The sequence below is a fragment of the Natrinema hispanicum genome (genome assembly GCF_004217335.1).
GTDB classification, from domain to species: domain Archaea; phylum Halobacteriota; class Halobacteria; order Halobacteriales; family Natrialbaceae; genus Natrinema; species Natrinema hispanicum.
Map to the genome: position 1 here is coordinate 257,964 of NZ_SHMP01000007.1, position 24,522 is coordinate 282,485.

General features: G+C 54.6%; 21 protein-coding genes and 4 pseudogenes. 19 read left to right on the forward strand and 6 right to left on the reverse strand.

All coding sequences use genetic code 11. The features are described 5' to 3' along the window. The first annotated feature begins 28 nt into the window (after positions 1-28). Positions 29-1,579 carry a TrkH family potassium uptake protein gene (locus BDK88_RS17835; protein ID WP_130501534.1) on the forward strand — a complete coding sequence of 517 codons (1,551 nt, stop codon included), beginning with the start codon at positions 29-31 and terminating at the stop codon, positions 1,577-1,579. 540 nt (positions 1,580-2,119) lie between these two features. Next, positions 2,120-3,391, forward strand: a complete 1,272-nt coding sequence (locus BDK88_RS17845) for an RNA-guided endonuclease InsQ/TnpB family protein (RefSeq protein WP_130501536.1) — start codon at positions 2,120-2,122, stop codon at positions 3,389-3,391. 64 nt (positions 3,392-3,455) lie between these two features. Here BDK88_RS17845 and BDK88_RS17850 read toward each other — a convergent pair whose 3' ends face one another. Next, entirely contained in the window at positions 3,456-5,297 is a 1,842-nt protein-coding gene (locus BDK88_RS17850; protein WP_130501537.1) for a formate/nitrite transporter family protein, read from the reverse strand. Positions 5,298-5,445: 148 nt separating this feature from the next. Here BDK88_RS17850 and BDK88_RS17855 point away from each other — a divergent pair. Both BDK88_RS17855 and BDK88_RS17860 read left to right on the forward strand, forming a co-directional pair. Then, positions 5,446-5,592: pseudogene (locus BDK88_RS17855) on the forward strand (transposase); the annotation flags it as partial. Between the two features lie 101 nt (positions 5,593-5,693). Then, positions 5,694-6,659 (forward strand): transcription initiation factor IIB, encoded by a 966-nt coding sequence (locus tag BDK88_RS17860; protein ID WP_130501538.1) that lies wholly within the window; start codon positions 5,694-5,696, stop codon positions 6,657-6,659. Between the two features lie 60 nt (positions 6,660-6,719). Here BDK88_RS17860 and BDK88_RS17865 read toward each other — a convergent pair whose 3' ends face one another. Next, on the reverse strand, positions 6,720-7,274 hold the full coding sequence (locus tag BDK88_RS17865) for a hypothetical protein (protein WP_130501539.1): 555 nt from the start codon (positions 7,272-7,274) through the stop codon (positions 6,720-6,722). 505 nt (positions 7,275-7,779) lie between these two features. Between BDK88_RS17865 and BDK88_RS17870 the strand changes: the two genes are divergently transcribed. After that, positions 7,780-8,679, forward strand: a complete 900-nt coding sequence (locus tag BDK88_RS17870) for a coiled-coil domain-containing protein (RefSeq protein WP_130501540.1) — start codon at positions 7,780-7,782, stop codon at positions 8,677-8,679. 557 nt (positions 8,680-9,236) lie between these two features. On the opposite strand, the gene BDK88_RS17875 is transcribed toward BDK88_RS17870, so the two are convergent. Both BDK88_RS17875 and BDK88_RS21360 read right to left on the reverse strand, forming a co-directional pair. Further along, positions 9,237-9,506, reverse strand: coding sequence for a HalOD1 output domain-containing protein (locus BDK88_RS17875; protein WP_130501541.1), 270 nt, complete (start codon positions 9,504-9,506; stop codon positions 9,237-9,239). 718 nt (positions 9,507-10,224) lie between these two features. Beyond that, complete coding sequence (locus tag BDK88_RS21360) at positions 10,225-10,377, reverse strand: hypothetical protein (protein WP_165396986.1); 153 nt, start codon at positions 10,375-10,377, stop codon at positions 10,225-10,227. A 449-nt stretch (positions 10,378-10,826) separates the two neighbouring features. Between BDK88_RS21360 and BDK88_RS17880 the strand changes: the two genes are divergently transcribed. The 4 genes and pseudogenes from BDK88_RS17880 (at position 10,827) to BDK88_RS17895 (ending at position 17,401) form a co-directional block, all read left to right on the forward strand. Further along, a complete protein-coding gene (locus tag BDK88_RS17880; RefSeq protein ID WP_242611688.1) occupies positions 10,827-11,924 on the forward strand; it encodes an ATP-binding protein in 1,098 nt (365 codons plus the stop codon). 334 nt (positions 11,925-12,258) lie between these two features. Continuing rightward, positions 12,259-12,728 (forward strand): annotated as a pseudogene (locus BDK88_RS17885) (hypothetical protein); the annotation flags it as partial. Beyond that, positions 12,718-15,765, forward strand: coding sequence for a type IV secretory system conjugative DNA transfer family protein (locus tag BDK88_RS17890; RefSeq protein ID WP_207225315.1), 3,048 nt, complete (start codon positions 12,718-12,720; stop codon positions 15,763-15,765). The pseudogene BDK88_RS17885 and the gene BDK88_RS17890, both read left to right, overlap by 11 nt. A gap of 367 nt (positions 15,766-16,132) precedes the next feature. Continuing rightward, positions 16,133-17,401, forward strand: coding sequence for a phage NrS-1 polymerase family protein (locus BDK88_RS17895; protein WP_130501542.1), 1,269 nt, complete (start codon positions 16,133-16,135; stop codon positions 17,399-17,401). Between the two features lie 91 nt (positions 17,402-17,492). Here the strand turns inward: BDK88_RS17895 and BDK88_RS17900 are convergent, their stop codons facing one another. Next, entirely contained in the window at positions 17,493-17,900 is a 408-nt protein-coding gene (locus tag BDK88_RS17900; protein WP_092933776.1) for a hypothetical protein, read from the reverse strand. Between the two features lie 173 nt (positions 17,901-18,073). Between BDK88_RS17900 and BDK88_RS17905 the strand changes: the two genes are divergently transcribed. From BDK88_RS17905 to BDK88_RS17920, 4 genes are all read left to right on the forward strand, one after another. Further along, on the forward strand, positions 18,074-18,538 hold the full coding sequence (locus BDK88_RS17905; protein WP_130501543.1) for a hypothetical protein: 465 nt from the start codon (positions 18,074-18,076) through the stop codon (positions 18,536-18,538). A gap of 127 nt (positions 18,539-18,665) precedes the next feature. Continuing rightward, positions 18,666-18,971: a toxin-antitoxin system TumE family protein gene (locus BDK88_RS17910; protein WP_092933780.1), complete on the forward strand. Its 306-nt coding sequence runs from the start codon at positions 18,666-18,668 to the stop codon at positions 18,969-18,971. A 23-nt stretch (positions 18,972-18,994) separates the two neighbouring features. Next, positions 18,995-19,399, forward strand: a complete 405-nt coding sequence (locus tag BDK88_RS17915; protein ID WP_092933884.1) for an HVO_A0114 family putative DNA-binding protein — start codon at positions 18,995-18,997, stop codon at positions 19,397-19,399. A 374-nt stretch (positions 19,400-19,773) separates the two neighbouring features. Beyond that, positions 19,774-20,328 carry a DUF7342 family protein gene (locus BDK88_RS17920; RefSeq protein ID WP_008015366.1) on the forward strand — a complete coding sequence of 185 codons (555 nt, stop codon included), beginning with the start codon at positions 19,774-19,776 and terminating at the stop codon, positions 20,326-20,328. 168 nt (positions 20,329-20,496) lie between these two features. Here BDK88_RS17920 and BDK88_RS21365 read toward each other — a convergent pair whose 3' ends face one another. Then, positions 20,497-20,649: a hypothetical protein gene (locus BDK88_RS21365; protein ID WP_160162916.1), complete on the reverse strand. Its 153-nt coding sequence runs from the start codon at positions 20,647-20,649 to the stop codon at positions 20,497-20,499. 271 nt (positions 20,650-20,920) lie between these two features. Here BDK88_RS21365 and BDK88_RS17930 point away from each other — a divergent pair, with 271 nt between their 5' ends. The 6 genes and pseudogenes from BDK88_RS17930 to BDK88_RS17955 form a co-directional block, all read left to right on the forward strand. Then, positions 20,921-21,211 (forward strand): hypothetical protein, encoded by a 291-nt coding sequence (locus BDK88_RS17930; RefSeq protein WP_008015364.1) that lies wholly within the window; start codon positions 20,921-20,923, stop codon positions 21,209-21,211. Then, positions 21,211-21,540: a DUF7558 family protein gene (locus BDK88_RS17935; protein WP_008015362.1), complete on the forward strand. Its 330-nt coding sequence runs from the start codon at positions 21,211-21,213 to the stop codon at positions 21,538-21,540. Before BDK88_RS17930 ends, BDK88_RS17935 begins: the two co-directional genes overlap by 1 nt. A gap of 167 nt (positions 21,541-21,707) precedes the next feature. Further along, positions 21,708-22,274, forward strand: coding sequence for a DUF7342 family protein (locus BDK88_RS22385; RefSeq protein WP_130501444.1), 567 nt, complete (start codon positions 21,708-21,710; stop codon positions 22,272-22,274). Beyond that, positions 22,267-22,713 carry a hypothetical protein gene (locus BDK88_RS17945; protein WP_092935814.1) on the forward strand — a complete coding sequence of 149 codons (447 nt, stop codon included), beginning with the start codon at positions 22,267-22,269 and terminating at the stop codon, positions 22,711-22,713. Before BDK88_RS22385 ends, BDK88_RS17945 begins: the two co-directional genes overlap by 8 nt. A gap of 218 nt (positions 22,714-22,931) precedes the next feature. Then, a pseudogene (locus BDK88_RS17950) lies at positions 22,932-23,634 on the forward strand (DUF7437 domain-containing protein). A 38-nt stretch (positions 23,635-23,672) separates the two neighbouring features. After that, positions 23,673-24,449: pseudogene (locus tag BDK88_RS17955) on the forward strand (RNA-guided endonuclease TnpB family protein); the annotation flags it as partial. Between the last annotated feature and the right edge of the window lie 73 nt (positions 24,450-24,522).

Consider the following 24,522-nt stretch of genomic DNA (forward strand, 5'->3'; position numbering starts at 1 on the left):
TCAACCGCGACCGGGCAGTGTGCGATATATGAATAAGGCGGCCGAAACGATTGGCCGAGATCTAGGGCGGATCTTTCAGGCGTTGGCTGGTCTCCTGCTTATTTCGCTGCTCGTTCCATTGGTTTGGGGCGAGTATTGGGCGATGCCAGCGTTATTCGTTTCTGGACTGCTACCGTTCCTCATCGGCTATATCCTAACAACACGGTTTCAGGGGGCTGCCCAACCCAGCAAGTTACATGGGATGATCATCGCCGCGACGGGCTGGTTCTGCGTCGCACTCTTCGGATCGGTCCCGTTCCTTCTCATCGCGTGGACAGTTGAGATCGGATTGCCGGTCATTGAGACACCGTCTCAGACAGCGACGCTCTCGGCTTTCACCAATCCGCTTAACGCCATCTTCGAGAGCATGAGTGGGTTTACTGGTACTGGGCTAACAATGACCGACAACGAGGAAGTCTTGCCGCGAACGTTGCAGTGGTGGCGGTCATTCATTGAGTGGGTTGGCGGTGTCGGCGTGATCGTTCTCACGACGGCGATCCTTGCCCGTCCTGGCAGTGGGTCACTGACGCTTTACGAGAGTGAAGCTCGGTCCGAGCGGATTCACCCGAGCATTGTTTCGACCGTCCAGACAATCTGGTGGATATTCCTTTTGTTCACGTTTGCCTCAATTCTTCTACTCTGGGTTGTCGGGATGCCGCTCTGGGGTGCGATCAACCACGCGATGACGGGACTTTCGACTGGAGGATTCTCGATTACCGACAACTCGATCGCCACCTACGATAGCGCTGCTATTGACTTTGCACTTCTGCCAATCATGTTGCTTGGAAGTATCGCCTTCCCAGTCCACTACCTCATTCTGCAAGGCGACCTCCGAAACTTCTATACAGATCTCCAGACGAGGTGGGTATTTATTTATATGAGTGCTGGTACACTCGTCCTCACCGCATTCGTCTATGCCACCGAGACGTATGAGACTCTCTTTACTGCGTTTCGCTACGGTTCATTTCAGTTCGTTTCGGCAGCGACTTGCGCCGGCTTTCAGACTGCTACCGATACGACTAATGTCGCACTTGGTCGGTGGCCAGCTCACGCCCAGCTCACGGTGGTCTTTGGGATGATCGTCGGTGGTGCAGCCGGGTCGACAGCTGGAGGGATCAAGCTAATTCGGTCACTCACTCTCCTCAAAGGGATCCGCTTCCGTATCGCGGAGGTTTTTTATCCTGAGACAGCCGTTCGCCGGTTGCAAATCAACGGTCGCCGTCTCAACGAACGAGAGGTACGCCAAGAATTCGAAGAGGCGGCAATCATCGGCTTCCTCTGGTTTGTCTTCCTTGCTGTCAGTACTTTCATCCTTTTAGTGATTCTTCCACAGAACGAGTATGCTCTTGAAAACGTCATCTTTGAAGTCGCCAGTGCACAGGGCAACGTCGGCCTCTCTGCAGGCATCACCGGTCCTGAGTCGCTGCCGACGCTCGGTAAGATTATGTTCCTATTCAACATGTGGATCGGCCGTCTCGAGATTATTCCCGTCCTCGTTACACTGCGGACAGTTTTGGATCGTGGAGGGTTATACCGATGAAAATCGGTGACCTCCCGTTTGTCGGCGATCCTCTTGAGGGCGGTGCTGAGGACCAAGTCTTTGATTCGCTATTATTGCTTGGTCCAGTCATCATTGCACTTATCGCCATCGTCGGACGATCGGTGCTTACGACCGCTATCGCAGTCGCATATCTCTCAAGTTTCGTCGGGTATGTCCTGTATCAAGGCATACACAAAGGAGCACAATGAGGTAAGCCAGAAATAAAAGAAATCACAGACGACAACATTGTCATCCTCAGCGAGACATCGGCACACTCGTCCGATAGCGGTCCCGCCGCTGAACGGGTGAAGTGATGTCAGCTGTCCGGCGGACGGTTGTCATGGTCTAGTTATTAAGTTGTCTACAGAGATACAGCGAGAGTGCCTCGGGGCTTGACCCCGAGGGTGAATCGCGTAATCTATACTAGAGAAACGAGGGTGAGTACCCCGACCCACCGTGGTCGGGGGTGAAGCCCGACACTCGGCCAACCTATCACTCTTCTTTCATACCTTTACAAGACCGCAGTACCACGATTAGAATATGCAGAAGTCGCTGACCAAAACACTCGTCTTCCAACTCCACCCAGACGAGTCCGGTCAGCAACTTCTGGACGACGCCTTCCTCGAAGCCCGCTGCGTGTACAACGAAACCATCCGCCGAGCAAAGAACGGTGATGACTGGGATGAGATTCGGAAAGACTTGGAGTCTGACGCCGACCTCGTGAACAACACCGCCCAACTCGTCGTACAGAAGTCGCTCGAAGCGATGGAAAACTATTACGAGCACGACGACTACAACCAACCCAGCCACACCACAGACAGCGCGTACCCGCTCCGGTCAAACTACGAGGAAGGGTACAACCTGTTCCTCGAAGACAACTGTATCCGTTACCGTCTCAGCGCGAAGCCATACACCCCGGTGAAAGGCACTCTTTGCGGGTCACCCGACGCCCTCGAACAACTCCGCCACGCCATCCAATCCGATGCGTGGCGTGTCGGAACGGCAGAAGCAATGAGGCGGAACGAGAAGTACGAACTCCACATCACCATCACCCACACGGAGGCCAATGTCCGAGACAAAGAGGATTCACGAATGGTGGTGGGTGTGGATATTAACGAGGACTGCGTTGGGCTCGCTGCCCTCCACGAGGACGATATCGTTGATTCGGTGGTCATCGACTTCCCTGAAATCAAGGAGGAACACCATCGATATTTCACGATGCGAAAGCGGATGCAAAACAACGGGAAGTCGTCGTTCGACCGGGCGTTCGAGCAACAAGAGGAACGGTTTGTCCACGACCAACTCCACAAAGTCTCTCGACAAGTCGTGGAGTGGGTGTCTCAGTTTGAGAAGTCCGTTATCGTCTTTGAAGACCTCAAAGAGATGCGGGACTCGATTGACTATGGCACCCGGATGAACCGTCGCCTCCACTCACTTCCGTTCCGCAAACTTCGAGAGTTCATCACGTACAAAGCCGCGTTCCAGGGGGTTCCGTCCGACGAAATCAACCCGGAATACACGAGTCAGGCGTGTTCACTCACCGAGTGTGAGCAGACAACTCGTGCAAACCGGAACAAGAAGCGATTCAAGTGCGTGGATTGTGGGCGGCAAGACCACGCTGACCGGAACGCGGCTATCAACATCGCCAAGAAGGGATTGGCGACACTGGATAGGAATGTGCCTGCTCTCAAGACGCTTCCCAACGTGCGGAAGCTGCGACGGCAGGCATCGGGCTGTGTGACCCAGCCGACCGTGACCCACGACACCGCCAGAGGTCACCACGCCGATGGTGTCGCGGGTGTGTCCGACTAATCCACGGGAAGCCACGGGCCACCGCGCCCGTGGCGGTTCACGGTGACATAATGTGTGTCCGCGACTACCAGTGGCCGAACAGTCGTTGGAATACAGTTCGATCACTCGGTCGTTCGGCAAGCAGCACTGAACTATCAATCTCGTTGACAATATCCATGTGCAGTGAGTCACTCATCAGCCGCGAGATCACACCCTCCTCTGTTGCGCCGATAAGGATAAGCGAGTGATCTTCGGCCTGTCGACAGATTGCCCGTTCGACGTTGCCGGAATCGTCGACGACGAGGTCGGCGTCCTCGAGGTCGCGTTCTGTGGCCCACTCGGTGAGGAACTGTTCGCCGCGCTCGCGGTCGTCCGGGCTGGCGACGACGTGCTGGAGCGTGATCTCCGCGTCGGCGTGGTCGCGAAGCGTCCGCGCGACCTCGGCACTCAGATCCGAATCCGGACCGCCAGCGGTCGGGAGGAGGACACGCGAGGTGTCCAGATCCCGATCCTTGAGGATGAGGAAGTCACTGGGGAGGTTGCTGGTTAGTTCGTCGATCCGGCCTTCGGCACGACCCTCGCCCCACGGTCGGTCGTCACCCCAGCCGAGGACCACGAGGTCGGCGCGTTCGCGTTCCGCGGTGTGGAGGACGTCCTCGAACGAGCGGTGGGAGACGACGGTCGACGTCTCGTAGCCGACGTCGTAGGATCGCGCCCGCTGTCGGACGGTTTCCATCCGCTGTTCGGATTCAGAGACGATCCGGTCGGTCTGTCCAGCCCCGTAACGCATCGAGGCGCGACCCGGCATCTGGACGATATGGACGGCGTGAACAGTCGCGTTCTCGTGGCCACTGGCGAGGGTACAGGCGAGATCGACGATCGTCGACTCGGTTCGCGGATTCGCGATCGGGACGACCACGCGATAGTCACCGTTGCCAGTCCCGTGAGTTTCGGCAGTGTCGATCAACGGGACGTACGACCGGCCTGCGCGGCTACCGAACAGCCACTCCCGAATCGAGAGCTGGCGATCGGCACCCTCAAACCGGGCTGACTCGAGACGGCGTTCGCTGGTCTGGAAGTAGTTGACGACGGTGACCAGCACGATGCCGCCGATGGTGTTTCCGAGCAAGACCGGCAGAACGAACTCGGTCACGCCGACGATGAGGGCGAGTTCGCCTGCCAGCACCATGTAGACCATCTCAGTAAAGGAGACGACGACGTGAAACAGATTACCAAGCGGAATCGCGAGGAAGGCCATGTAGACGACGACGAGCCGCGAGATGGTGTCTTGGGAGGCGTAGACGATCCAGACGACGCCAGCGACAATCAGGCCCGCGAACGCTGCCTTAGAGAACAGCGTCCACCACGGCGTCGCGACGCCTTTTTGGGCCAATTCCATCGCTGCAGTGGCTGCTGGCTCGTCGAAAACCCCACCCCATGACAGCGCGATCGCACCGAGGGCACCGCCCGTGAAGTTGCCCGCGAGGACGATCAACCAGTGGCGCAGCAATGCTGGAATACTCGCGAGCCGTTCTAAGGTCAACGCAACCGGCGGCAGCGTGTTCTCGGTGTAGAGCTGGTAGCCACCGATGATGATATAAATAAAGCCAAGCGGGTACAGGAGTTTGCTTAAGATCGGATGGCCGTCGGTCGACGCTGTCAGAGACGCATACAGTAAGAACGTGATCGTGATCGCGAAGCCGGCGGCTAGAGCGCTGAAGAACAGTTCGCGACTCCCGGAGGTAACCTCCTCGTCGGCTGCGGCGACGATTCGCTGGAAGATCTCGTCCGACGAGAAACGATCGCGAACAACTGCACCGACTGCCGGTGCGCCGCTTCGTGACCGCTCAACTGCTTCACGGACCTGTTCTTGTTCGGGGGGATCGCGGTCAGGTTGTGTCTGATCAGGTGGGCTGGCATTGCTCATTATCAGTTACGCGCCCCTAGAGGAACTAACCGTTTAGCATCTGCCATCGTGACACCTCCTCGATCAGGAACGTTATTGGCCGGTATATCGAGTCCGACAGTTATTGAGCGAATTGTATGGATGGTGATGAATTTAGTTCAGGACTCTCTATGGCCAGAGAGCGTTGTCTGAGACCGTTTTCTCGGTGATTAAGCGCACGCTCGGCGATGCCGTGCGTGCGCGAAGCTGGTATCGAGAGTTCCGTGAAATCGTCCTGATGTGTGCCGTCTATAACATCAAGCGTGCCGTGATCTAGGTAAATCCAATGCCGTATGGCGATTCACCACAGCCAATAATTCTGGAAGATGGGGCAAAATCATTATTGGAATTCAATACGAGTAGTCAGAATGTCTATTCATGGTGCGGCCAACGCAGCAGCGCGAGCGTGACCAGATGTCGGTAACGGAAGCCGACGAAAATGAGAGTGAAGAGCAGACGTGCCCTGAATGCGATTCAGGCGCTCTCGTTGCTAGCAACGATAGTAACGAAATCATTTGTGAGGAGTGCGGCCTCGTTATCGAAGAGCAAAATATCGACCACGGGCCAGAATGGCGCGCGTTCAATCATGCCGAACGGCAGAACAAAAGCCGGGTTGGTGCACCCACAACCCAGACGATGCACGACAAAGGGTTGACCACCCAGATCGACTGGAAAAACAAGGACGCACACGGAAGATCGATCTCCTCAAAGAAGCGGAATCAGTTGAATCGACTGCGCAAATGGCAAGAACGGATTCGAACCAAGGATGCAGGTGAACGAAACCTCCAGTTTGCGCTTTCGGAAATCGATCGCATGGCGTCGTCACTCGGTGTCCCCCGTTCTGTTCGAGAGGTCTCATCAGTGATCTACCGACAAGCGCTCAGCAATGACTTGATTCGTGGACGGTCTATCGAGGGCGTCGCCACGAGCTGTCTCTACGCTGGCTGTCGCCAAGAGGGGATTCCGCGGAGTCTTGAAGAAGTGACTGAGGTCTCTCGCGTTGGGAAGAAGGAAATCGGCCGCACATATCGCTATATTGCCAAGGAACTTTCCCTCGAGATGAAACCAGCCGACCCTAAAGAGTACGTCCCACGGTTTTGTTCTGACCTCGAGGCAAGTGAAGAAGTGAAGATGAAGGCGATCGAAATTATCGATGAGTCTGCTGAACAGGGTCTGCTTTCAGGGAAGTCGCCAACGGGATTTGCGGCAGCAGCCATTTATGCGGCATCACTCCTCTGTAACGAGAAAAAGACCCAAAGGGAAGTTGCTGAGGTTGCACAGGTGACTGAGGTTACCATTCGGAATCGGTATCAAGAACAGATCGAAGCGATGGGTCTCAACTGACACTGAGGCTGAGGACGAAATACACCACTGCTACGAAACGACTGACTGCTGCCAGACCGGCTACTCGTTGGCCGCGAGCTCGTCAAGAACACGGTCACCGAACGCAACCACGAGTAATGCGCCGACCAGATCGAAGACAATGTCCAAGAACGTGTCTTTCCGGCCGTACGTGACGAGTATCGGCTCGAGATCCAGGCGTTTCGCCGTTGCGTGAATAGCATACTCGATGGTTTCCCAGACAAGCCCGAAACTAATGACGGCGGCAACGACTCGTGGGCCAGGATCGCGCCCCTTCCTGCGACTGACCACATAGACGATTCCGGCCAGAATCGACGAGGAATGTGCGTGTGTAAGGTGATCCCACCACCAGACGTCGTCATAGGGACCGAGCATGCCGACAGCATGAGTAACCATCGCGGTGTTCACGTAAGCTCGCTGCCACGGCTGGAGTTTAACACCATACGCACGCGTGACGACCGTGGGAAGGTATGTGCCGATTGCCGCAACGACGGCATTGACGACCGCGCCTGGATCCCGGCGTCGGAGTCCGACGAGGAACACCGTGAGCAGCGTATATCTGGCCTCACGACCCACTCCCTGTTCAGTTGCCGACATCTTCTGTATACAATAGACTGACTACTCGGGCCACATAGCAATATCGTCCCGAATACGGGCCCAGACATCTCGGACAGTCCCCACTGGTACTCGTTTGTCGTCCTTGGATACAGTCCATGGCTCTCGATGCATGTTGACGACGGTCTGGCACTGGTTTTATCGGGGATAATGCGTGAGCCTGCTTGCGATTACCGTAGTTCGATACTGAGGAAGAGCCGCTAGTGAGGACTCCTAGTTTTAAGTGACATCCATGACTATCAGTGAGGCAAGAAGATAGGAGAATATACCCACCGCTCATCGATGTGGGTTGCAGGAGAACGGGGGCGTCAATTCGCCCCCTGGTTGGCTACCTACTCCTGCGACCCGGATCGATATAAAAGTTTGCCTCTCGAGGAGCTGTGGCTCTGTCCAGCACGGCGTCTCGTCTCCTTCGAGAGTCGTCTCTCTCCCCAGCAGCAGCGCGCCTCGACCGACAACCAGCAGCACACGACCACAACGACCCTCCATGACAATTGGAAAAGATCCGGACGCAGTTGACGCAGAAACGCCCACTGATCATGACGTTGCCGCCGCTCTTGGCTTCGACAGCGTCGATACGCACACCAGCACAGACCTGACGGCCCACGACGGTGATGATGAACTCCCGAGTCGCGCAGAGATGTGGGCCATCATCCAAGAGCAGTCACAGACGATCGACCGCCTCGAGGAGCGTGTTGACGAACTCCAGCAGGAACAAAACCGCGCCGATCGCAACCGAAAGGAGATCGCCGGTCAACTCCACGAGATCACCGAGTCGGTTGCCGAAACCGACGAGACGGCTGACCATGCAAAGGAAATCGCGAAGACTGCAAATGCGAACGCAGAGCAGGCCAAGTCGATTGCCGAGACTGGTGAGACTGCGTTCGATCGCGAGGATCCAGAGGAACTGCCAGGTGGCATCGAGCCCTCGAGCAGTCCGCTGGATTTCCTTGCGAACTGCCGCCAGCACCGCGTCAAAAAACACCTCGTCGACCAGGGGACGCCGCGGAAGAACCGATTCCGGGCACTCCTTGTGATGAAGCGCTGGAACGAGTTCGCAACCAAGCGTACGAACGGAAGCAGCATTTTCTGGACGCGAGACGATGTCCGGGATGCGCTCACTGCAATCCTCGGAAAGCGCCCCCACGCACAGACACTCAAACGCGTGTGGGACGAGATGGTCGCGCTCGGAAGTTCGGACATCGATGTCACCGAGCGTCGTGTTTCTGCGAAACAGACGCCGACGGAGATCATCGCGATGGACATCGAGACTGCTGAGGGACTGCTCGAGGCCCGCTATCACCATCTCGAATTGCTCGACTCGGATGGACAGGTCACTGGTGGCGTCACACCCGTTGTGACCCGAACCAGCATGGTGGGGGTGTGAGAGAACGGCTGAATCCATCCCGAGAGGGAGAATCTCTCTGACGAGCAAACGAACGGATTTGGTCGTCGTCTTCGTTTGACGACGTCGCCGCTATCGCTAGCTGCAGGTGTAGGAGAAGACCCTCCCTTTCAGAGACAGTGTTTGTCCCTCTAACGCTCATTCTGCAGTGATAGCTATGATCGCACTCACAACGGGTGTGATCATGACCGCTCAGTTGTGGTCTGCACGCGATTGTCCCTTCTCGGGGTGGATGTCAATGACCTCGTGGACTGGTATGATGATACCCCATTCAACAGACCACAATGAACTATTGTGTAGTATTGTGTCAAACCATAAAGACTGATATGGCTGTGATACAGACAGTGACTTGGGCGTGAGGATAGGCGGTGGGGAGATAGCGCTCACGCTCAGTCAGAGGCACAACTCAGACACACGGACCGTGTCGAATACTCGTCTCTACACGAGCCATCTGGGACAAACAGTACAACCTGGAAAGGGTAGCGTTCGGTGGCTCCGTCGGTACCCTGTCTTGAGAAGTGATTTTTCGTTCGATTGTGTTACTCAACGAGCTCTGGCTCCTCTTTGACCGTGATTTCTGGTCCGTTGTCGAATTCGACAATAACCGTATAGCCATTGTATTGGAACTTGATCCGGCCAGATTGGGTCGTCCCGTTCTGACGTCCCGACGTAAAGAGATCGTCGAGCGCATCTGGATCGACCGCATCATACAATGGGGGAAGTTCCAGTGGATCCGTGTGTTCTCTTTTAGCAACGCAATCAACTATCTGCAAAGAAATATTACTCTCTTCCCCAAGACTTCTTTCCATAGTGGTGGATAGACCTTTCGAGCACTAATATGTGACGCCAAATATACCAATTTCTATGATATCGTGGAGAACTTATTACTGGCTAAGCTGGAGAAATAGAGATCCGAAAGCGGTGTTGTGCACCAAACTTGAACAGCGCTGGTCATGACGAGGCACTGCATGACATACTCAGACTCACCGCTATGGAATTCCGGAAGGCGGATATCGAGCTCGCTTTTGACTTGAAGCGAATCCAGGTCCTCTCCCACTTGGACTGGGAAATAGTGTCGGCGATGGGGATGGGGGGTAGTGCCTCCGTCAACATGGGGGAGTTGGAGGCAATTGATTGTTATTGGTGATCATTATTAACTATTTACATTCTGGTAACTTATTCGACAGATTCATACGAGACATATCCTAAGAGCACACGTGGGGAGGGACAGTGTGGCTCTAATCGATCTCCAGACAGGGAATGCAGTCGATTCGAGACACACGGCTCCTCGCCGCAACTGGGATTGCTCCACCACTGTCTGGTGCCATCAGGATCTCAGATCACCTACCACTGACACACCACCTGGGACATGAGTGTGCCAACGTCGGCCTCTGGCCGGCGTTTCTGCAAGATTCGGAAGTTGATATCTGAAGCCACGGCTAATGGCGATGATAGCACTGACCGACCGACCGACCGACTGACAAGGGGTTTCCCTGGTCGCAGTCGCATTGACCGAGTTCTCAGTTCCTACGAACAGGCTGATCTCGAGTTGTCGAACACGCTTAGCAACTGGCCGACGATCGTCACCTCACACATGATGTTGAGTCCGCCGAGATTGTCGACGTCCTTGAGAGTGGGAAGACAGCCCAGAAGACAGCAGGAGGCAAGTCGGCTATTCATATCTCTCGGAGAATATGTAGTCAACCGTCTTAGTACAGTTAGGGAATAAGTTGATAACTCTATGGGACATATGACGGGTTGGCGCGGACAAGGTGGGTCAACCTACACTCCTGTATCGTTGCCCCTTCCTCGATCACAAGTCAGGGGGAACACTTGTCCACGCCAGCCGAGATCGGCACGTCCCACAAGATCCACAACTGGTTTCGTCTCCGATCTCTGGCTTTTGAGTTCCATCCGAACTTTGAAAAACTCATGTTGGTCTCTGTCCAGTATTTTTGCAGGGTACAAGAACTGTATAGAAGGGTGTAATCAATATGCGTGCTGTTTGTGCGTTCCATAATAATACATAATAGAAACATTATTCTTGTTTCGGTACAGTAACTTGACACTCGGACTACAAGGCCTAGCGATTCAGAATTCGTATAAGGAAACGATAGCTATCCCGGAATATGGATCAACGCCAGATGAGGGAGCAGTCGCCGTTTCTCCTCATGGCGTTCGGGGCGATACTGTTTCTGATTGCAGGTGTTCACTATGCACATGAAATTCTTGTATTGAATACTCTAATCGGGCCACTGGTTGCGCTTTTGTTGGATGGGGTGCCTGCACTTGGACTCATCTATGCGGGATACTGTCTCTCTCAAATCGAGTTCACACTCAAAAGTCGATGGATCGTCGTTAGTTGGTCTCTCATAGGAGGCGTCGTGTTTCTGATCGCAATGGGAACAACAGTTCTTGTACGACTGTTCGAAGGACGTCCTATCGCCGAACCTGTCTTTCCACTTCTGATTGCAGTTGAGGCAGGAGCGATTGCAGGAATGATCGCCGGCTATTACAACGCTCGAGCACATGCCGACGCTCGGCGCGCTGAAAAGGTTAGTGATACACTGGTGTTTGTCAATGATCTCATCCGTCACGATCTCCGTAATGATCTAACTGTGATCCAAGGCTATACTGAACTCATCAGCCATCAGCAAACCCCTGCAACTGCTGAGACAGAAAGTGATAATCTCGAGGTGATTTCTGAGAAAACCGGGGAAGCGCTTACACGAATTGAAGCTACTCGTGCAATCATTGACTCACTAATCGGTGAAACCGATCTTGAGCCAGTTAATCTTGCTGCGGTTATTGCTGAACTGGCTTCTCAAGTTGAGACCTCGTCCAGTGCTGCTGTAACAACTCATCTTCCAGACCAAGCACTCGTCACTGCAAACGCCAGTCTTCGGTCGGTTGTAGACAACCTACTTGAGAACGCTGTCGAACACAACGATCGGGATGATTCTCTGATCGAAGTCATGGTGAAGGCTGACGTGGATACTGTCAGGATGACTGTCAGCGACAACGGGCCAGGTATTTCTGACAAACAGAAAGAAACACTGTTCAATACGAACGGAACGGAGACAGACAGGGGCGGAGGTCTCTCTTTGGTATGGACGCTAGTTGAATCGTATGGCGGTAATATTCGAGTTGAAGATAATGAGCCGTGTGGTTCAACATTCGTTGTGGAACTTCCACGCGCAGATGTACAGGAAGAAATATCGGAATGATAATTAATTCGAGATACGCGTCCTCTGGTTGAAACTGGGATTGTGACTCTACTGGCAAGTCCAGCTCAATCTTCGACCGACACTGCATGGGATATTCCAGATTAGAGATACTGATTTGGCAATTGACTATTTCTGAGTTGCACCAAGTTAGACGATAAATTGGTATGCGTAGTAACGTTCTCTGTAAAATATATTTGGGTAAACTATTATTATAGGAAATTACCTATGGCTAAGCATAATCTGATAATGGAAAACAAGAACCCATCTCTCCCGTCGATCGTTGACCGTCTGAATGCCGGAGTCACACTGCACGAACCAGAGACAGGTGTGATGCGAGAAGGACAAACAGGCTGCGAAAACCATCGAACAGCAACGTGGCCAGCAGGCCTTCCACGTGAACATTCGCGCGTGCTTGCTGCCTCGAGCGAGCAAGACGAGGCTGAGGCCCGTGCTCGTGGCGTCGCGGGGATGTTCAGGAAGTACTACAACGCGATCACTGAACAGGGCCTTGACGACAACCCTGTTTGGCATCGGCGAGAGCGCAAACATGCCACGCAGCTTCGACAGTTCGTTGAGCGAATGTGTGACCGCGAGTGGATCGACCGGCACATGATTATGACCGTCGACGAACTCGCCGGCGTCGCACACATCCCCAATGCAGAGATTGAGACGCCGAATATCGACTGGCGATATACCCGACGTGGTGACCGCGCCCCTGCCGATCTAGGCCAATACGAACAGTCCACCGGTAGCAGCGCTTCCACCGAACACAACGTTACTAACAGAGGACACGATGGTGTTTGATCGATTCTTTGACCGTAGCAACTCCGAAGAGGCAACAGAAGATATGGTGACCGAGCCAGCGACACAAGCTACTGGTGACGGTGACTCTCCGCTCGATTCACCACCGGCTCCCCAATCCCAACTCGGCGAGACATACGATATCGATGAGCAGAAGACCAGTTCCATCGGAGGGAAGCAAGCTATCACCGAAACGGCTCAGGAGGGCACTGTTGCAGGACCATTTGTCCGCGAGATGTTCGAGGCAGGCGTCGAGACACCGTCTGCACCACTCTGGGTCGGCTACGATAAGGACCCACAGCGGGGCTTCCGTGAAGTTCCACTCCGCTTTGACTCGCTTTTCCGCCATATCTGGATTACGGGCACCACTGGCTACGGGAAAACTACAGCGCTACTGAATATGATGGTCCAGTGGGCCTACTCCGGCTATGGCTTCACGTACTTCGATCCGAAAGGCCGAGACTCTCGAGAGCTCCTGCGCAAACTCCCTGAACATCGACTCGAGGACGTGGTCTGGATTGAGCCCGGTTCGACCACCCATGAGAAGACGATCGGGATGAACTTCCTTGAGGTGCCCGAGTGCGAGACGACCGAAGAACTCGAGAACGAGATCGAAAACCGAGTCGAGAACCTGAAAGCGGTCTTCGACACCTCCGACTACTGGGGCATCAACATGGAGGCGATCACCGAGTCAATGGCTCGAGCGATGATGAAATCGGAGAAGCCGTTCTCGATCATCGACATGTACTTCACGTTGCTCAACGCCGAGCGGCGCGAAGACTTCGCCCTCGACGTTGAGGATCCCTACATCAGGGAGTTCTGCCTCGAGATTGCGAATATGGAGGAGGAGACGATCCGTCCCCTCCTGAAACGGATCAAGTCATGGGTCGAGAATTCGGTGATTCGTCGGATCATTGCCCATCGTGAGAGTACGATCGATTTCCGAGACATCATCGACAACGATCGGATCGTTATCGTTCGAACGCCCGTCGAGAATACAGATATCAAGAAGATGGTCACGCTCGGTGTGATGCGCAACCTCTGGAGTGCCATTCAGCACCGGTCGTACGAACGCGATACCGATCCAGACCCCTATTTTGTCCTGTGTGACGAGTTCGACGACATTGCTAGCGACAATCTTGATATCGAGTCGATGCTGGCCCGTGCTCGTTCGATGCGACTATCGGTGACGCTCGCTTCCCAGTACCCCTCGCAGTTCGATGAGGATACGCTGAAAGCGATGCAGAACAACTGTGATAACCTTCTTGCCTTCTCGGTCAACGATGTCGACGACGCCCAACTGCTAATGAAGCGGTTTCAGGGTTACACGGCGGAGGATTTGATCTCAACTGATCAGTACAAGGCCTGGACGAAACTTCCGCTCGAGGGTGGGCGCTATTCTGAGCCGGTCCTCATCAACTCGTTCCCGCCGTATCCACCGCTTCGGTCAACCGAGACTGTCGACGATCTTATCGAACAGAGTTTAGAGCGCTACGGAACTGACCCGCTAACGGACGCAGAGATCCTCCAGAACCTCATCTACAGCGACGCCAATGAAGCCGCCAACCCGACGAAGATACTGGGTGAGACAATGGCAGAAGCTCTCCGCACAGTCCAAATTCGAGAGGGTGCACGAGAGGCAAATGGCTGGGTCGAGGTCACGGCTGTTGACGAGGAACTCGTGGCTCGCCTCGAGAAAACCGAGCCCGAGATTGACTATGCATACGAAGACCTGCCGGACGTGCGCGATGCCTCGCGGTTGATCGAGGTCGACCTGCAGAACGATGAGATCGTCGCTCGGCTCACCGACGAGGGTGAAGAGTTGGTCCGGCCCAAGACGGGCACTGTTGGCTCAGCTGGTGGAACCAGCCACGACGCAGTGCTTCTGGATACTGAGGTAGCGCTCACTGAACGCGGGTTCAGTGTCGAGATCCTCGAGCAAGATGGGAGCGAGCAACCTGACGCCGTTGCGACGCACCCAGATCACGATGTGGTGTTTAACATCGAGGCTGAGACAACGACGCCAGACCGACCGGCGAAGGTTCTGCAGAATCTCAAACGCGCTCACGAGGAAGACCGCATTCCGATCTTCGTTGTCCGTCCTGGTAAGTCTGAGACACAAGTGGCGTCACGAGTCGAGAGTATTCTCTCACCGCCGTTCCGAGAGCGAACGGACGGCACTGAACAGTTCTATAACTGCGACGAGGTTGTGACCTTCGGCGGTGGTGCGACGGCTCACGGCGGCGTCACTGCGGTTCGACCACGGACGACCGAGACAAATCAGACTGTCTGGACGCGCGACAACGGTGAGTACGTCCTTTCCGATGGGAACACAGAGTTTGCTCGCGTCCCTGATGACGGAGTACTCTCGAAGGACAGTGTTCCGGCCTATTACAGCCATGACCATGAAACTGGCCAGTATACTGTCTATCAGGCTGGAGAGACCCATGTATACGACTCCAAAGACGACTTTGAGCAGGACTGGACGCTGATCAAACGACCGTTCATTCCTGCTGTCGACCTGCCAGACGCAGACTATTCGCGTGACAGTTATGTCGTGTTGATTCTACCACCCGGTGGCGGCCCACTGGTTTTCCAGTCTGGTGAGACATATCGGCTCCCCGCAAACCCTGGTCGCGAGGAGTTGTGGCCTACTGGACCGACTGGTGAGTCAGCCCAATTTGACAACCCGGTCGCTGATACTGATCAGAACGGGCCGTCAGCATTACCAAGTTCTGATTCGTCAGCGATGGACGAGTCGATCGAGATCGATCCAACCGGAGATGGTGTGGAGGCGTTTGCAGCAATGTATGTCAGACAGATCGAGGGTGCTAGAGTATCACAGGATGATCTGTTTCAGGCGTACGATATCTGGACTGAGCAGCAGGATGTTAATGGGACAACCAAGGGCTGGTTCACTCGAAAGTTACAGGATGTTGTTGACTTCGACGTTGATCGCTCTAGAGTGGACGGGGAACGTATCCAGTTCTACACCGGCCTGACTCTGACTCAAGACGGGTACTCACTCCTTGATCAATGACTACTATCAGAACTATGAGGTACTGTAATCACGTCTCAGGAGAGTTCGTTAGCCGAGGGAATTCAATTTTCGACATTGGTCGCCATAGCTGCTTATACCGCCAAAATAGAGCATTTTCATCACTTGTCCACGCAGATCGGCTATCCACGGAAACTGCATGGACACCTATGTCCACGCAGAATCGCATGACGGGAATGCTGTCCACGCAAAAACACCACCCAAAACCAACTAGTATACACTGGGTTCCATCCGCAGAACGATGCGGGGACAGGGAGCTTAGACACCATACACAGAATCGGCACTTCTATCTACATTCTGATATAGTTTGTTCGAGGGACTCAGTAAGTGCCCCTCGGGGGTATTGCCAATGAGTTCTACACCATCATTCGATAGAACAGTACTCCCAGCAGACTTGCGAGATCGTGACCAGTGGGTGTGCTGGAAAGAAGAACTTCGGGATGGGAAGCCGACGAAGATACCAGTGACGCCAGGGAGTGGTGCGTTCGCGTCATCGACGGATCCCGAAACATGGGCGTCGTTCGAGACAGCCCTCGAGTACGCTGACACAGGGAACGCCGATGGCATCGGCTTCGTCTTTACCGACGACGATCCCATCGTCTGTGTGGATCTGGATGACTGTCGAGATCCCGCAAGCGACGACGTCGACGACATAGCGCTGGACATCATCGAGCGACTCGATTCCTATACGGAGATTTCTCCCTCGGGTACTGGGTTCCACGTACTCATCAAGGGAGAGCTCCCGGATGGACGGAACCGCCGTGGTAGCATCGAACTGTATGACACTGCTCGGTTTTTCACCGTGACTGGCGACTACCTCGAGGACACGCCGCCTCGCGTTGCACGCCGGCAGGACGCGCTGGTAGCGATCCATCGTGAATACGTCCAAGACTCTGACCCAGATCCAGAGCACGAATCTGGGAACCGTCGCAGTATGGACGTGACGAAAACGACGGGCAGTGCAGCCCATACTGACGTTGATCTCGAGGACGAGGACCTGCTCGAGCGAGCACGGAACGCATCGAACGGTGAGAAGTTCGAGCGGTTGTGGCGTGGCTCGACTGCCGGTTACGAGAGTCAGTCAGAGGCGGACATGGCGCTGTGTTGTTTGCTGGCATTCTGGACTGGCGGTGACCTCCAGCAGATGGATCGGCTCTTCCGCCAATCGGGACTGCTCCGAAACAAGTGGGATGAAGTCCACTATGCTGACGGCTCTACGTACGGCGAGAAGACCATCGAACGAGCGGTTGCGAGTATCTCTGAGTTCTACGATCCGGACACTCGAGAGACGGCAACCGAATCTGCTCCCAGAACGAGCGAGCCGTCGACCACTGCTAGCCGTGACAAATCGGATCGGAAGCAGAATCGTGCGTATCTGATTGAGAAGAACCGACTGTTGACTGGCCGTGTCGACGAACTCGAGGCCACGCTCGAACAGAAAAATGAGCGCATCGATCTCCTCGAGGCAACGATCGAGGATCTCAAAACCGAACTTGCAGAGCGTAACCGAGAGATCAAGCAGGCTCGAGAAGAACAAGTCGACACAGCGTCTGACTGTGACACCGCTTCAGAGACATCCTCTTTGTGGGGACGATTATTCGGCGAGAGCTCCAAGTAACAGTCGTTGCGAGGATCGTTTCTTCAATTCAGAGTAAGGCACTCAACTCGGTAAGTAAGTCTGCGAATCTATCGGCAGAATAGGTTCACGGTTAGCATTCGATGTCGGCGACCTGAGCCAACTGCGGTTGCTCGTCGCTTGGATGCGAGTACCAGAAATGGAATTGGAGACAGTAGTTCTCGTCGAGATCATCAACACCCAAGATATCGACGCTCCCTGCGAAATCCTCAACGACTCCGTGTAACGCGACCGGGGAGACGTCTTCATCCGGAGCCATTGTCACTATCTCGTCGACGCCCGCGTCGACACGGTGTGACCCCCAGTCTAGCATGCCAGCTTCGGTTTCGAGCGCGAGGTGGAACGTCCGCGCTCCATCGTCCGCATTCCGGAGTTCGACACTCACCTCTCTGAGGGATCCGCTAGACGTGAACGGGGCGATACAGCCGGAGAACCCGGACAACACGGCCGTCGCGGAGAGGAGGGCGTGGCGGCGTTGCACATATCCGACTACATTCGGCCGAAGTAAGTATGTTATTTGTACTGACCGCGAGTTTCGTGAGCCGTTCAGAATAAAGAAACAGACAACGGCCCACCGATACCCTCGTGACTGTGAGGTCGTGTTTTTCGTCCCTGGGAAGGGTGCGGGGCGATCGAACTGCCCCGAGATAGCGTATGACTTCTGAGCGACAGCACCCGCGAGACCGTGGTATTGATCGAGCACCAACCCACCGACAGCCCACTGAACCACCCTGGTCCGGCCTCGAGTTACGGGTTCCGAACGACCGGAGTCGAGAGTCACTCATTTCGTTCGTCGAGTGTGTTCTCGTTGAACTCACGCATGCAGACGTCGGTGCCGAGTATCGATCGTCGAACGTCTGGGGAGTCAAACGAACCCAGTACATCGCCGCCGAGACGACTGGCCATCTCTTCAGGAAGCGTCATTACGACGAACGGCTCGGCTGGCACGAACAGACGATGTCTCGGCAGGACGTGCGTGATGAACTGATCAACCGCCTCGCACGGCCCACGTCACTGGCGACGAATCAGAGTCATCCCTATCCTGTTGAAGAACCAGATACGTTCCAGGTGAAGCCAACGTGGCAACTGCGAACAGGTCGACGGACCAGCAAGAGGTGAACTCGTTCTCAATGTCTCTGAATCTGGTTGGTCAAGCGGCTCATGCTCTTGCAAAGAAGCAAACCACACACCTATGTTATGAAGTCCATAGATTTATGCCTATGGAGGCCATCACATAAGATGACGGGTGGCGTCCTACACTACCATCGAAGATTGGCAGGATGTCGAAGATGGGTACGTCATCGATGTGACCATCCGGCAGACGGAGGATAAGAAGTACCCGTGTGGATGGGACTACAGCCTACACCACGGGGAAGTCGGCGGCGACACCATCCTTCGATACGACAACGCCCATGAACTGACGAAAGGCCATGAGCGCCACACCCGAAACGATGTTGAAATCATCGAATTCCCCGGGATGTTGACGCTCTACGATCGCTTTCAACGCGAAACCGAGGAGATGTCGCCTGTCTCATGGAACTGGTCGGAGTAGGACGTCTCCAGGAGGTATACACCATGCCCACGCTCAAAGTCACCGTCGGTGAACGTGATCGCCTCAACCAGCGCACGCGTAGCCGCATCAAGGCTGCCCAAGAGGGTGAAGACCTTGACGATGCCCAGCCGGTGTTGAACTTCGGATCGTATACAGAGCTCAGTCGCCTTCTTAGCCCAAAGAATCTAGAGTTGTTGGAAGCAATCTCTAAACACCAGCCCGAGAGCATCCGCGAAGCCGCTGACCTGGTGGAGCGAGACTACAAACAGGTCCATCGGAACCTTTCCGAACTCGAAGACATCGGCGTCATTGAGTTTGAAAATGGCGGGCCTGGTCAGGCAAAGAAGCCGAAACTGGCCTACGACGGTCTTGAAATTGATATCCCGTTTGCAGGATCGAATGGGAGTGTCGGTGCAGCAGCACCCTGAAAGATCCTGTTCTTGGCCATCTAGAAACGACCCTTCGCTCTCTGTTCTCGCTACACGTGGTCGACGGACGTACGTGATGAACTGATCAACCGCCTCGCACAGCCTGCGTCACTGGCGACGAATCAGAGTCATACCCATCCTGTTGAGGAGCCAGATACGTTCAGGGTGAAGCCGACGTGGCAACTGCGAACAGGTCGCCGGACCAGCAAGAGGTAATCACCAGCCGTCAGTACTCCAGCCCGCTGTTGAATATCGATCACTGACTCCATACGCATCACGCAGTGTCTTCGACTTGACTGTACTTCCAGCATTGGAATACAAAATAATCCTGACCGACACTAAACTATTAGTTCGAAGAGGTCATAAAGAGAGCAATGAGCGACCGATCACAGGTGTGGCCAGAAGAGATGGACAGTGCAGACCGTGTCAGGCATGTCGCCTTGACGCGAACGACACCACGGAATGCTGGTTGGATCGCCGAAGAGGCGGATGTCTCGAGAGATACGGCTGTTAAATACCTTGATCGAATGGCTGATCAAGGAGAGCTCGAGGCCATTGAAACAGCTGACGGCACATGCTACAAGCCCGATGAGATTACGCACTTCCTCCGTGAAGTTCGTTCCCTTGCTGAAGAGCAGTCAGTAGACGAACTCACTAATGAACTGCGTGCGATTGGTGAGGAAATCGACTCGTGGAAGTCAACGTATAATGTTGAATCTCTCGAAAAACTTCGACAGAGCATTGGACGTGAGGATCTGTCGGCTGACGATCGACGCGAGCGCCTCGAAGTGATCGAAGAATGGGAATACAACATTCAGGTACGTGAAGCACTTCAGCTTGCGATCAGCCTTCAGAGTTCACTAACGCGACTTGATGCAGATCCGCGTCTCGCAAATCGTGGTTCAGATACGCTTCCCCAAGAGGGCTAGGGAAAGATGGTACTCTTTCTTGCTGGTGGCCGAGGATTCACTCGGCGCGAAGGACTTCGTCGCCTCAAAGAACGACTCGAAAAAGAACCGGGGTTTTCCGATGTTCGGTATCGACCATCTCGACTCCGGCCTCGATCTGTCGTTGCTGACGTCGAGACTGAGATATTCTTAGGCGAAGAATTCCCACGGCAGCAGGCCACCTTTGAGGTCACATGGCGGCCACGTGCCGACATTGATGTTCAGCGTGTTCAGTGGGCTGATGACGTAGTCAGCTTGGGATGGCACAAAGACGATGATCATGAAGACCTTGGGACAACCCATTTCCAGATCGAGACCGATAAGGAATTAACCCACGAACCAGGACATCTCGAAGCAGAAGCGCCGCTAAGCTTTCTGGAAACCTGTCTTCAGCGACTTCCTCCAAAACTCGAGGAGACGATTCCAGAGTGAACCCGGTTACTCCTAATTGAACGGTTGCTTGATCTCTGTATTCTCCTTCTGATACGGTCCCTCTGACCGTACTTCCAGCAGTGAATTTTTGGCGCCATGAGGCACGAGGCGCGCTCAACAGTGAGCCGTCATGGAATTTCCAATGACTGATCCAAATCCGATTGACGACACTGCAGACGATTACAGCCGGTTCGAGGCCAGACTCGTTGCCCGTGATCAGGATGCAACTCGCGTTGTAACAGCAGATCTCGGCGAGACAACCGCCCGACAGCTCGTTACGGAACTCATCGATACCGGTGTGGTGACGCCGGTCCCTGGCAAGCGGGTGTTCATCCACGAGCCAAGTGGGACCGCTTTTGACTCGAGCACTCAGCTTGCTGTTTTCCATCAAGGCTGGACGGCGGCCCGCAACGCCGACAAGGAGGGTGAGTGATGCAGCAGACGCTCGCTGGCTGTGCCTTCTGCGACGCCTTGCCCGGCACCGAGGCCGGTGAGGCACATACCTGGGGAAAAGACAAGCGAGTCTCTCACCCTATCTGTGTCGACTGCGCTATCCAGACGGAGCCGGACCCTGACGAGTTCGATCACTGCACCTGCGATGGCTGCGGACTCATCGTCGACGCGCTCGCGGCGCTCACGCGGTTCCGCGTTGAACTTGGTCACCTCGAGGGGGCGCTACAGCTGTGTGCGCGATGTAGTACCGGTGGGCCAGCTACCTACTGGACGCGCGATCTCGAGGAGCACATCGTGAAGACTGCATAAGTACTGGATGCGAATGTGAGAACACGCTGGGAATTCCTGTTGAGCAAGAAAATACGTCAATGGTTCTGAACAGAGAGCGACGTAACTCGCTGAACGAAGCAGAAATAATTCAGCGTGCGGTAGATATATGGCCGATCATATCGTTAGTTGGATGTAGGTGAACACTGATGGACTTGACTGATACTCCCGACGACATTCGTGATTCAACTGAGAGTCCACCTGATTTTACCGAATGGGACTCTCCTGAAGAGGTCTTGAAAGGAGGTCCAACACGAGAACGATTGCTCAGTGTTATTTTACAGTTACGGACTCCAACAAAAGTGTCCAGAATTGCAGAGCAAGCAGACTGCGATACTGAGACTGCAAGGGACTACCTTGAATGGTTCACCTCGATGGGAATGACGCGTGAGATCTCGGGACGACCTGTGAGATACGAACGCAACGAATCGTATCTCCAGTGGCGCAGAGTTGAGCAAATCCGAGACGAATATTCTGAGGCAGAGATCGTCAAAGAGCTCAAAGAGACGATGAAACGAATCGAGGAGCATCGTGCCCAGTTCGATGCTGACAGTCCGGAAGACGTGTCTCTCATGGATCGCACCGAGGAAGCGTCGGTCGAAGAAGTGTGGGAAGCACTGAGTGAGTGGAAAACGCTCAAACAACGCGCAGAGCTGTTAGATACAGCACGTCAGAACGACCATCCCTCGAGTGGCGGTGCCAAAGTCGATGCCTGAACGCCGGCCAGTTGACGACGATACTGTCCCAGAGGTCGGTGGCATCGATACCGACATTCTCGAACAAATTGGGCAGCATCTTGAACGAACCAATCGCTTTTCAGAGACCGTCTTTCAGCCGGAGTACGCACCAAGTTCAGTCGTCGCTGAATACGACATGGGGTACTTTCCAACTGCTATCGAGCGTGCGTATCTTCAGGTTCGCTGGTACGAGACAGACGATTTCAACATCCACTACTCTGAACAATACGACACCGGAGACCGCTGGGAGTGTCGGTGGGACCGCCATCCAAATGATCACAATACTCGCTCACATTTTCATCCGCCTCCAGATGCAGCGACACCAGGGGATGATGTAGAGTATGAGGAAGACTGGCGAGATATACTCTCGGACGTACTTGGCGACTTAGACGATCGAATCGAAGCGTTTTGGGAGTAAATCTGACCGCATCTCACTCATATCAGTACATCTTTGTGAGACTATCTATATTTTCTATCAGCGGCGTTGGATTCGAACCCTGTTTGGAAGCACCGGGTGACCCAACGCCGCCTTTTGATCGTGACTGACAGAGTGGAATGACTGTTCGTTGAAAGAGTCTGTGGTGCTGCCAAATAGTCGCCGGAAGTCTGAAGTCCATGGACTTCGAACAAGTGACTATGACTGCTGACGATCGAATTCGTCCTGACGGCGGGATCGATGCATTAGATCCACCACCAACAGACATTCTGGATGAGGAAACGCTCGAGCCAAAGGCGCTGGCCCAGAATGCGCCGAAGCTCGAGATAGTGATGCAACTCCTCAACCAGCCAGCACTCGCTCGTGTTTACGTGTATGTCTGCTACTGGGGGCCCGTTTCACCGCCAGAGATCATGGACGCCCTCGAGCTCTCAAAATCGACGACGTACGAATACGTCGATCAGCTGGTTGACGTTGGGCTCGTTGATCGAGATGAATCGACGCGTCCGCAGCAGTTGACTGCTGAGCCCCTCATCATTGTCGAGCAGTACGCGCCGATCGTGATCACACCAACAGTCCTGCATGCGCTTGCACTCCAGGAGGTTGACGACGATATCGACTACTTCTTGGACCGTTACGGAACTGGAAAACTCATCGCTGCACTAAGGGGTGCAGGGCTCCATTTCGCGGGGAAGACGACCCAGCGGATGGTCGCCACCGATATCGATGTTCGGGAGACAGAGGCGATGATGATCATCTATGCGCTTCCAGCCTGCACTCGCTGTTGGGAGAGAACACGACCCGTTCTTCGAGTATCTGTTTCCCGATGTCGCCGACCAGATGGAACTTCCTGATCTCGACGGTGCAGATGGTGCCCCAGCGAAGTCAGAGCCGCACGAGTGAGTCTGTTCGATGGGCCATGCAAATCTACTATCGGCTGAGAAGGACGAACAGTCGTTGGTGTGGACGTGAACGAGGACAACGTGGCTCTGACCGCGCTCTCTGAGGATGGCGTTGAGGACACGCTTGTCATCGACTTCCCCGAAATCAAGTTCGAGCGTCACCGCTACTTCACGATGCGAAAGCGAGTACAGAACGCGGGGAAAGGTAGTATCCACGACACGCTGGAAGGGCGTGAGGAGCGGTTCGTTCGCGACCGGCTCCACAAAGTGTCTCGACATACTGTGGAGTGGAGCCGTCAGTTCGAGAAGACGTGCATCGTCTTTGAAGACCTCAAAGAGATGCGCGACAGTATCGACTACGGTACCCGGATGAACCGACGCTTGCACCACCTCCCGTTCCGCGCCCTCCAATACTACACGTCGTACAAAGCGTCGTTCGAGGGGATTCCGTCTGCATGGATTAACCCCAAGTACACCAGTCAGCGGTGTTCGATATGCGGACACACGGAGCGAGCGAACCGTTATAAAAAGCGGTTCAAGTGTCGGGACTGTGGGCACCAAGACCACAGCGACCGTGGTGCAAGTGTCAATATCGCCGTAAAAGGCGTGAAGAAACTCAATTGGAATGTGCCTGCTCTCAACAGCCTTCCCGTTGTTCGGAAGGTGTCGTTCGAAAGACGGAGTCTTTCGTGATCACGAAAATCGAAGATTTTCGGACGACGACGGCAGGCATCGGGGGCCGTGGACGCCCCGACCGTGACCCATCCAACCGTTCGAGGCTATCAGGCCGATGGTCGGATGGGAGTGTCCGACTAACCCACGGGAAGCCTCGGGGCTTGACCCCGAGGCGGTTCACGGATTAGCGGACATCATTGGCGATGACCCAGGC

What these genes read in the sequence shown, in the direction of transcription:
- BDK88_RS17905 (WP_130501543.1), top strand. Translation starts at nt 18,074, where the DNA reads ATGACTTCTGAGCGACAGCACCCGCGAGACCGTGGTATTGATCGAGCA.
- BDK88_RS17895 (WP_130501542.1), top strand. Translation starts at nt 16,133, where the DNA reads ATGAGTTCTACACCATCATTCGATAGAACAGTACTCCCAGCAGACTTG.
- BDK88_RS17945 (WP_092935814.1), top strand. Translation starts at nt 22,267, where the DNA reads ATGCCTGAACGCCGGCCAGTTGACGACGATACTGTCCCAGAGGTCGGT.
- BDK88_RS17865 (WP_130501539.1), bottom strand. Translation starts at nt 7,274, where the DNA reads ATGTCGGCAACTGAACAGGGAGTGGGTCGTGAGGCCAGATATACGCTG.
- BDK88_RS17935 (WP_008015362.1), top strand. Translation starts at nt 21,211, where the DNA reads ATGCAGCAGACGCTCGCTGGCTGTGCCTTCTGCGACGCCTTGCCCGGC.
- BDK88_RS17870 (WP_130501540.1), top strand. Translation starts at nt 7,780, where the DNA reads ATGACAATTGGAAAAGATCCGGACGCAGTTGACGCAGAAACGCCCACT.
- BDK88_RS17920 (WP_008015366.1), top strand. Translation starts at nt 19,774, where the DNA reads ATGAGCGACCGATCACAGGTGTGGCCAGAAGAGATGGACAGTGCAGAC.
- BDK88_RS17860 (WP_130501538.1), top strand. Translation starts at nt 5,694, where the DNA reads ATGGTGCGGCCAACGCAGCAGCGCGAGCGTGACCAGATGTCGGTAACG.
- BDK88_RS17880 (WP_242611688.1), top strand. Translation starts at nt 10,827, where the DNA reads ATGGATCAACGCCAGATGAGGGAGCAGTCGCCGTTTCTCCTCATGGCG.
- BDK88_RS17930 (WP_008015364.1), top strand. Translation starts at nt 20,921, where the DNA reads ATGACTGATCCAAATCCGATTGACGACACTGCAGACGATTACAGCCGG.
- BDK88_RS17835 (WP_130501534.1), top strand. Translation starts at nt 29, where the DNA reads ATGAATAAGGCGGCCGAAACGATTGGCCGAGATCTAGGGCGGATCTTT.
- BDK88_RS21360 (WP_165396986.1), bottom strand. Translation starts at nt 10,377, where the DNA reads ATGAATAGCCGACTTGCCTCCTGCTGTCTTCTGGGCTGTCTTCCCACT.
- BDK88_RS21365 (WP_160162916.1), bottom strand. Translation starts at nt 20,649, where the DNA reads ATGGGTTGTCCCAAGGTCTTCATGATCATCGTCTTTGTGCCATCCCAA.
- BDK88_RS17845 (WP_130501536.1), top strand. Translation starts at nt 2,120, where the DNA reads ATGCAGAAGTCGCTGACCAAAACACTCGTCTTCCAACTCCACCCAGAC.
- BDK88_RS17915 (WP_092933884.1), top strand. Translation starts at nt 18,995, where the DNA reads ATGCCCACGCTCAAAGTCACCGTCGGTGAACGTGATCGCCTCAACCAG.
- BDK88_RS17890 (WP_207225315.1), top strand. Translation starts at nt 12,718, where the DNA reads ATGGTGTTTGATCGATTCTTTGACCGTAGCAACTCCGAAGAGGCAACA.
- BDK88_RS22385 (WP_130501444.1), top strand. Translation starts at nt 21,708, where the DNA reads ATGGACTTGACTGATACTCCCGACGACATTCGTGATTCAACTGAGAGT.
- BDK88_RS17875 (WP_130501541.1), bottom strand. Translation starts at nt 9,506, where the DNA reads ATGGAAAGAAGTCTTGGGGAAGAGAGTAATATTTCTTTGCAGATAGTT.
- BDK88_RS17850 (WP_130501537.1), bottom strand. Translation starts at nt 5,297, where the DNA reads ATGAGCAATGCCAGCCCACCTGATCAGACACAACCTGACCGCGATCCC.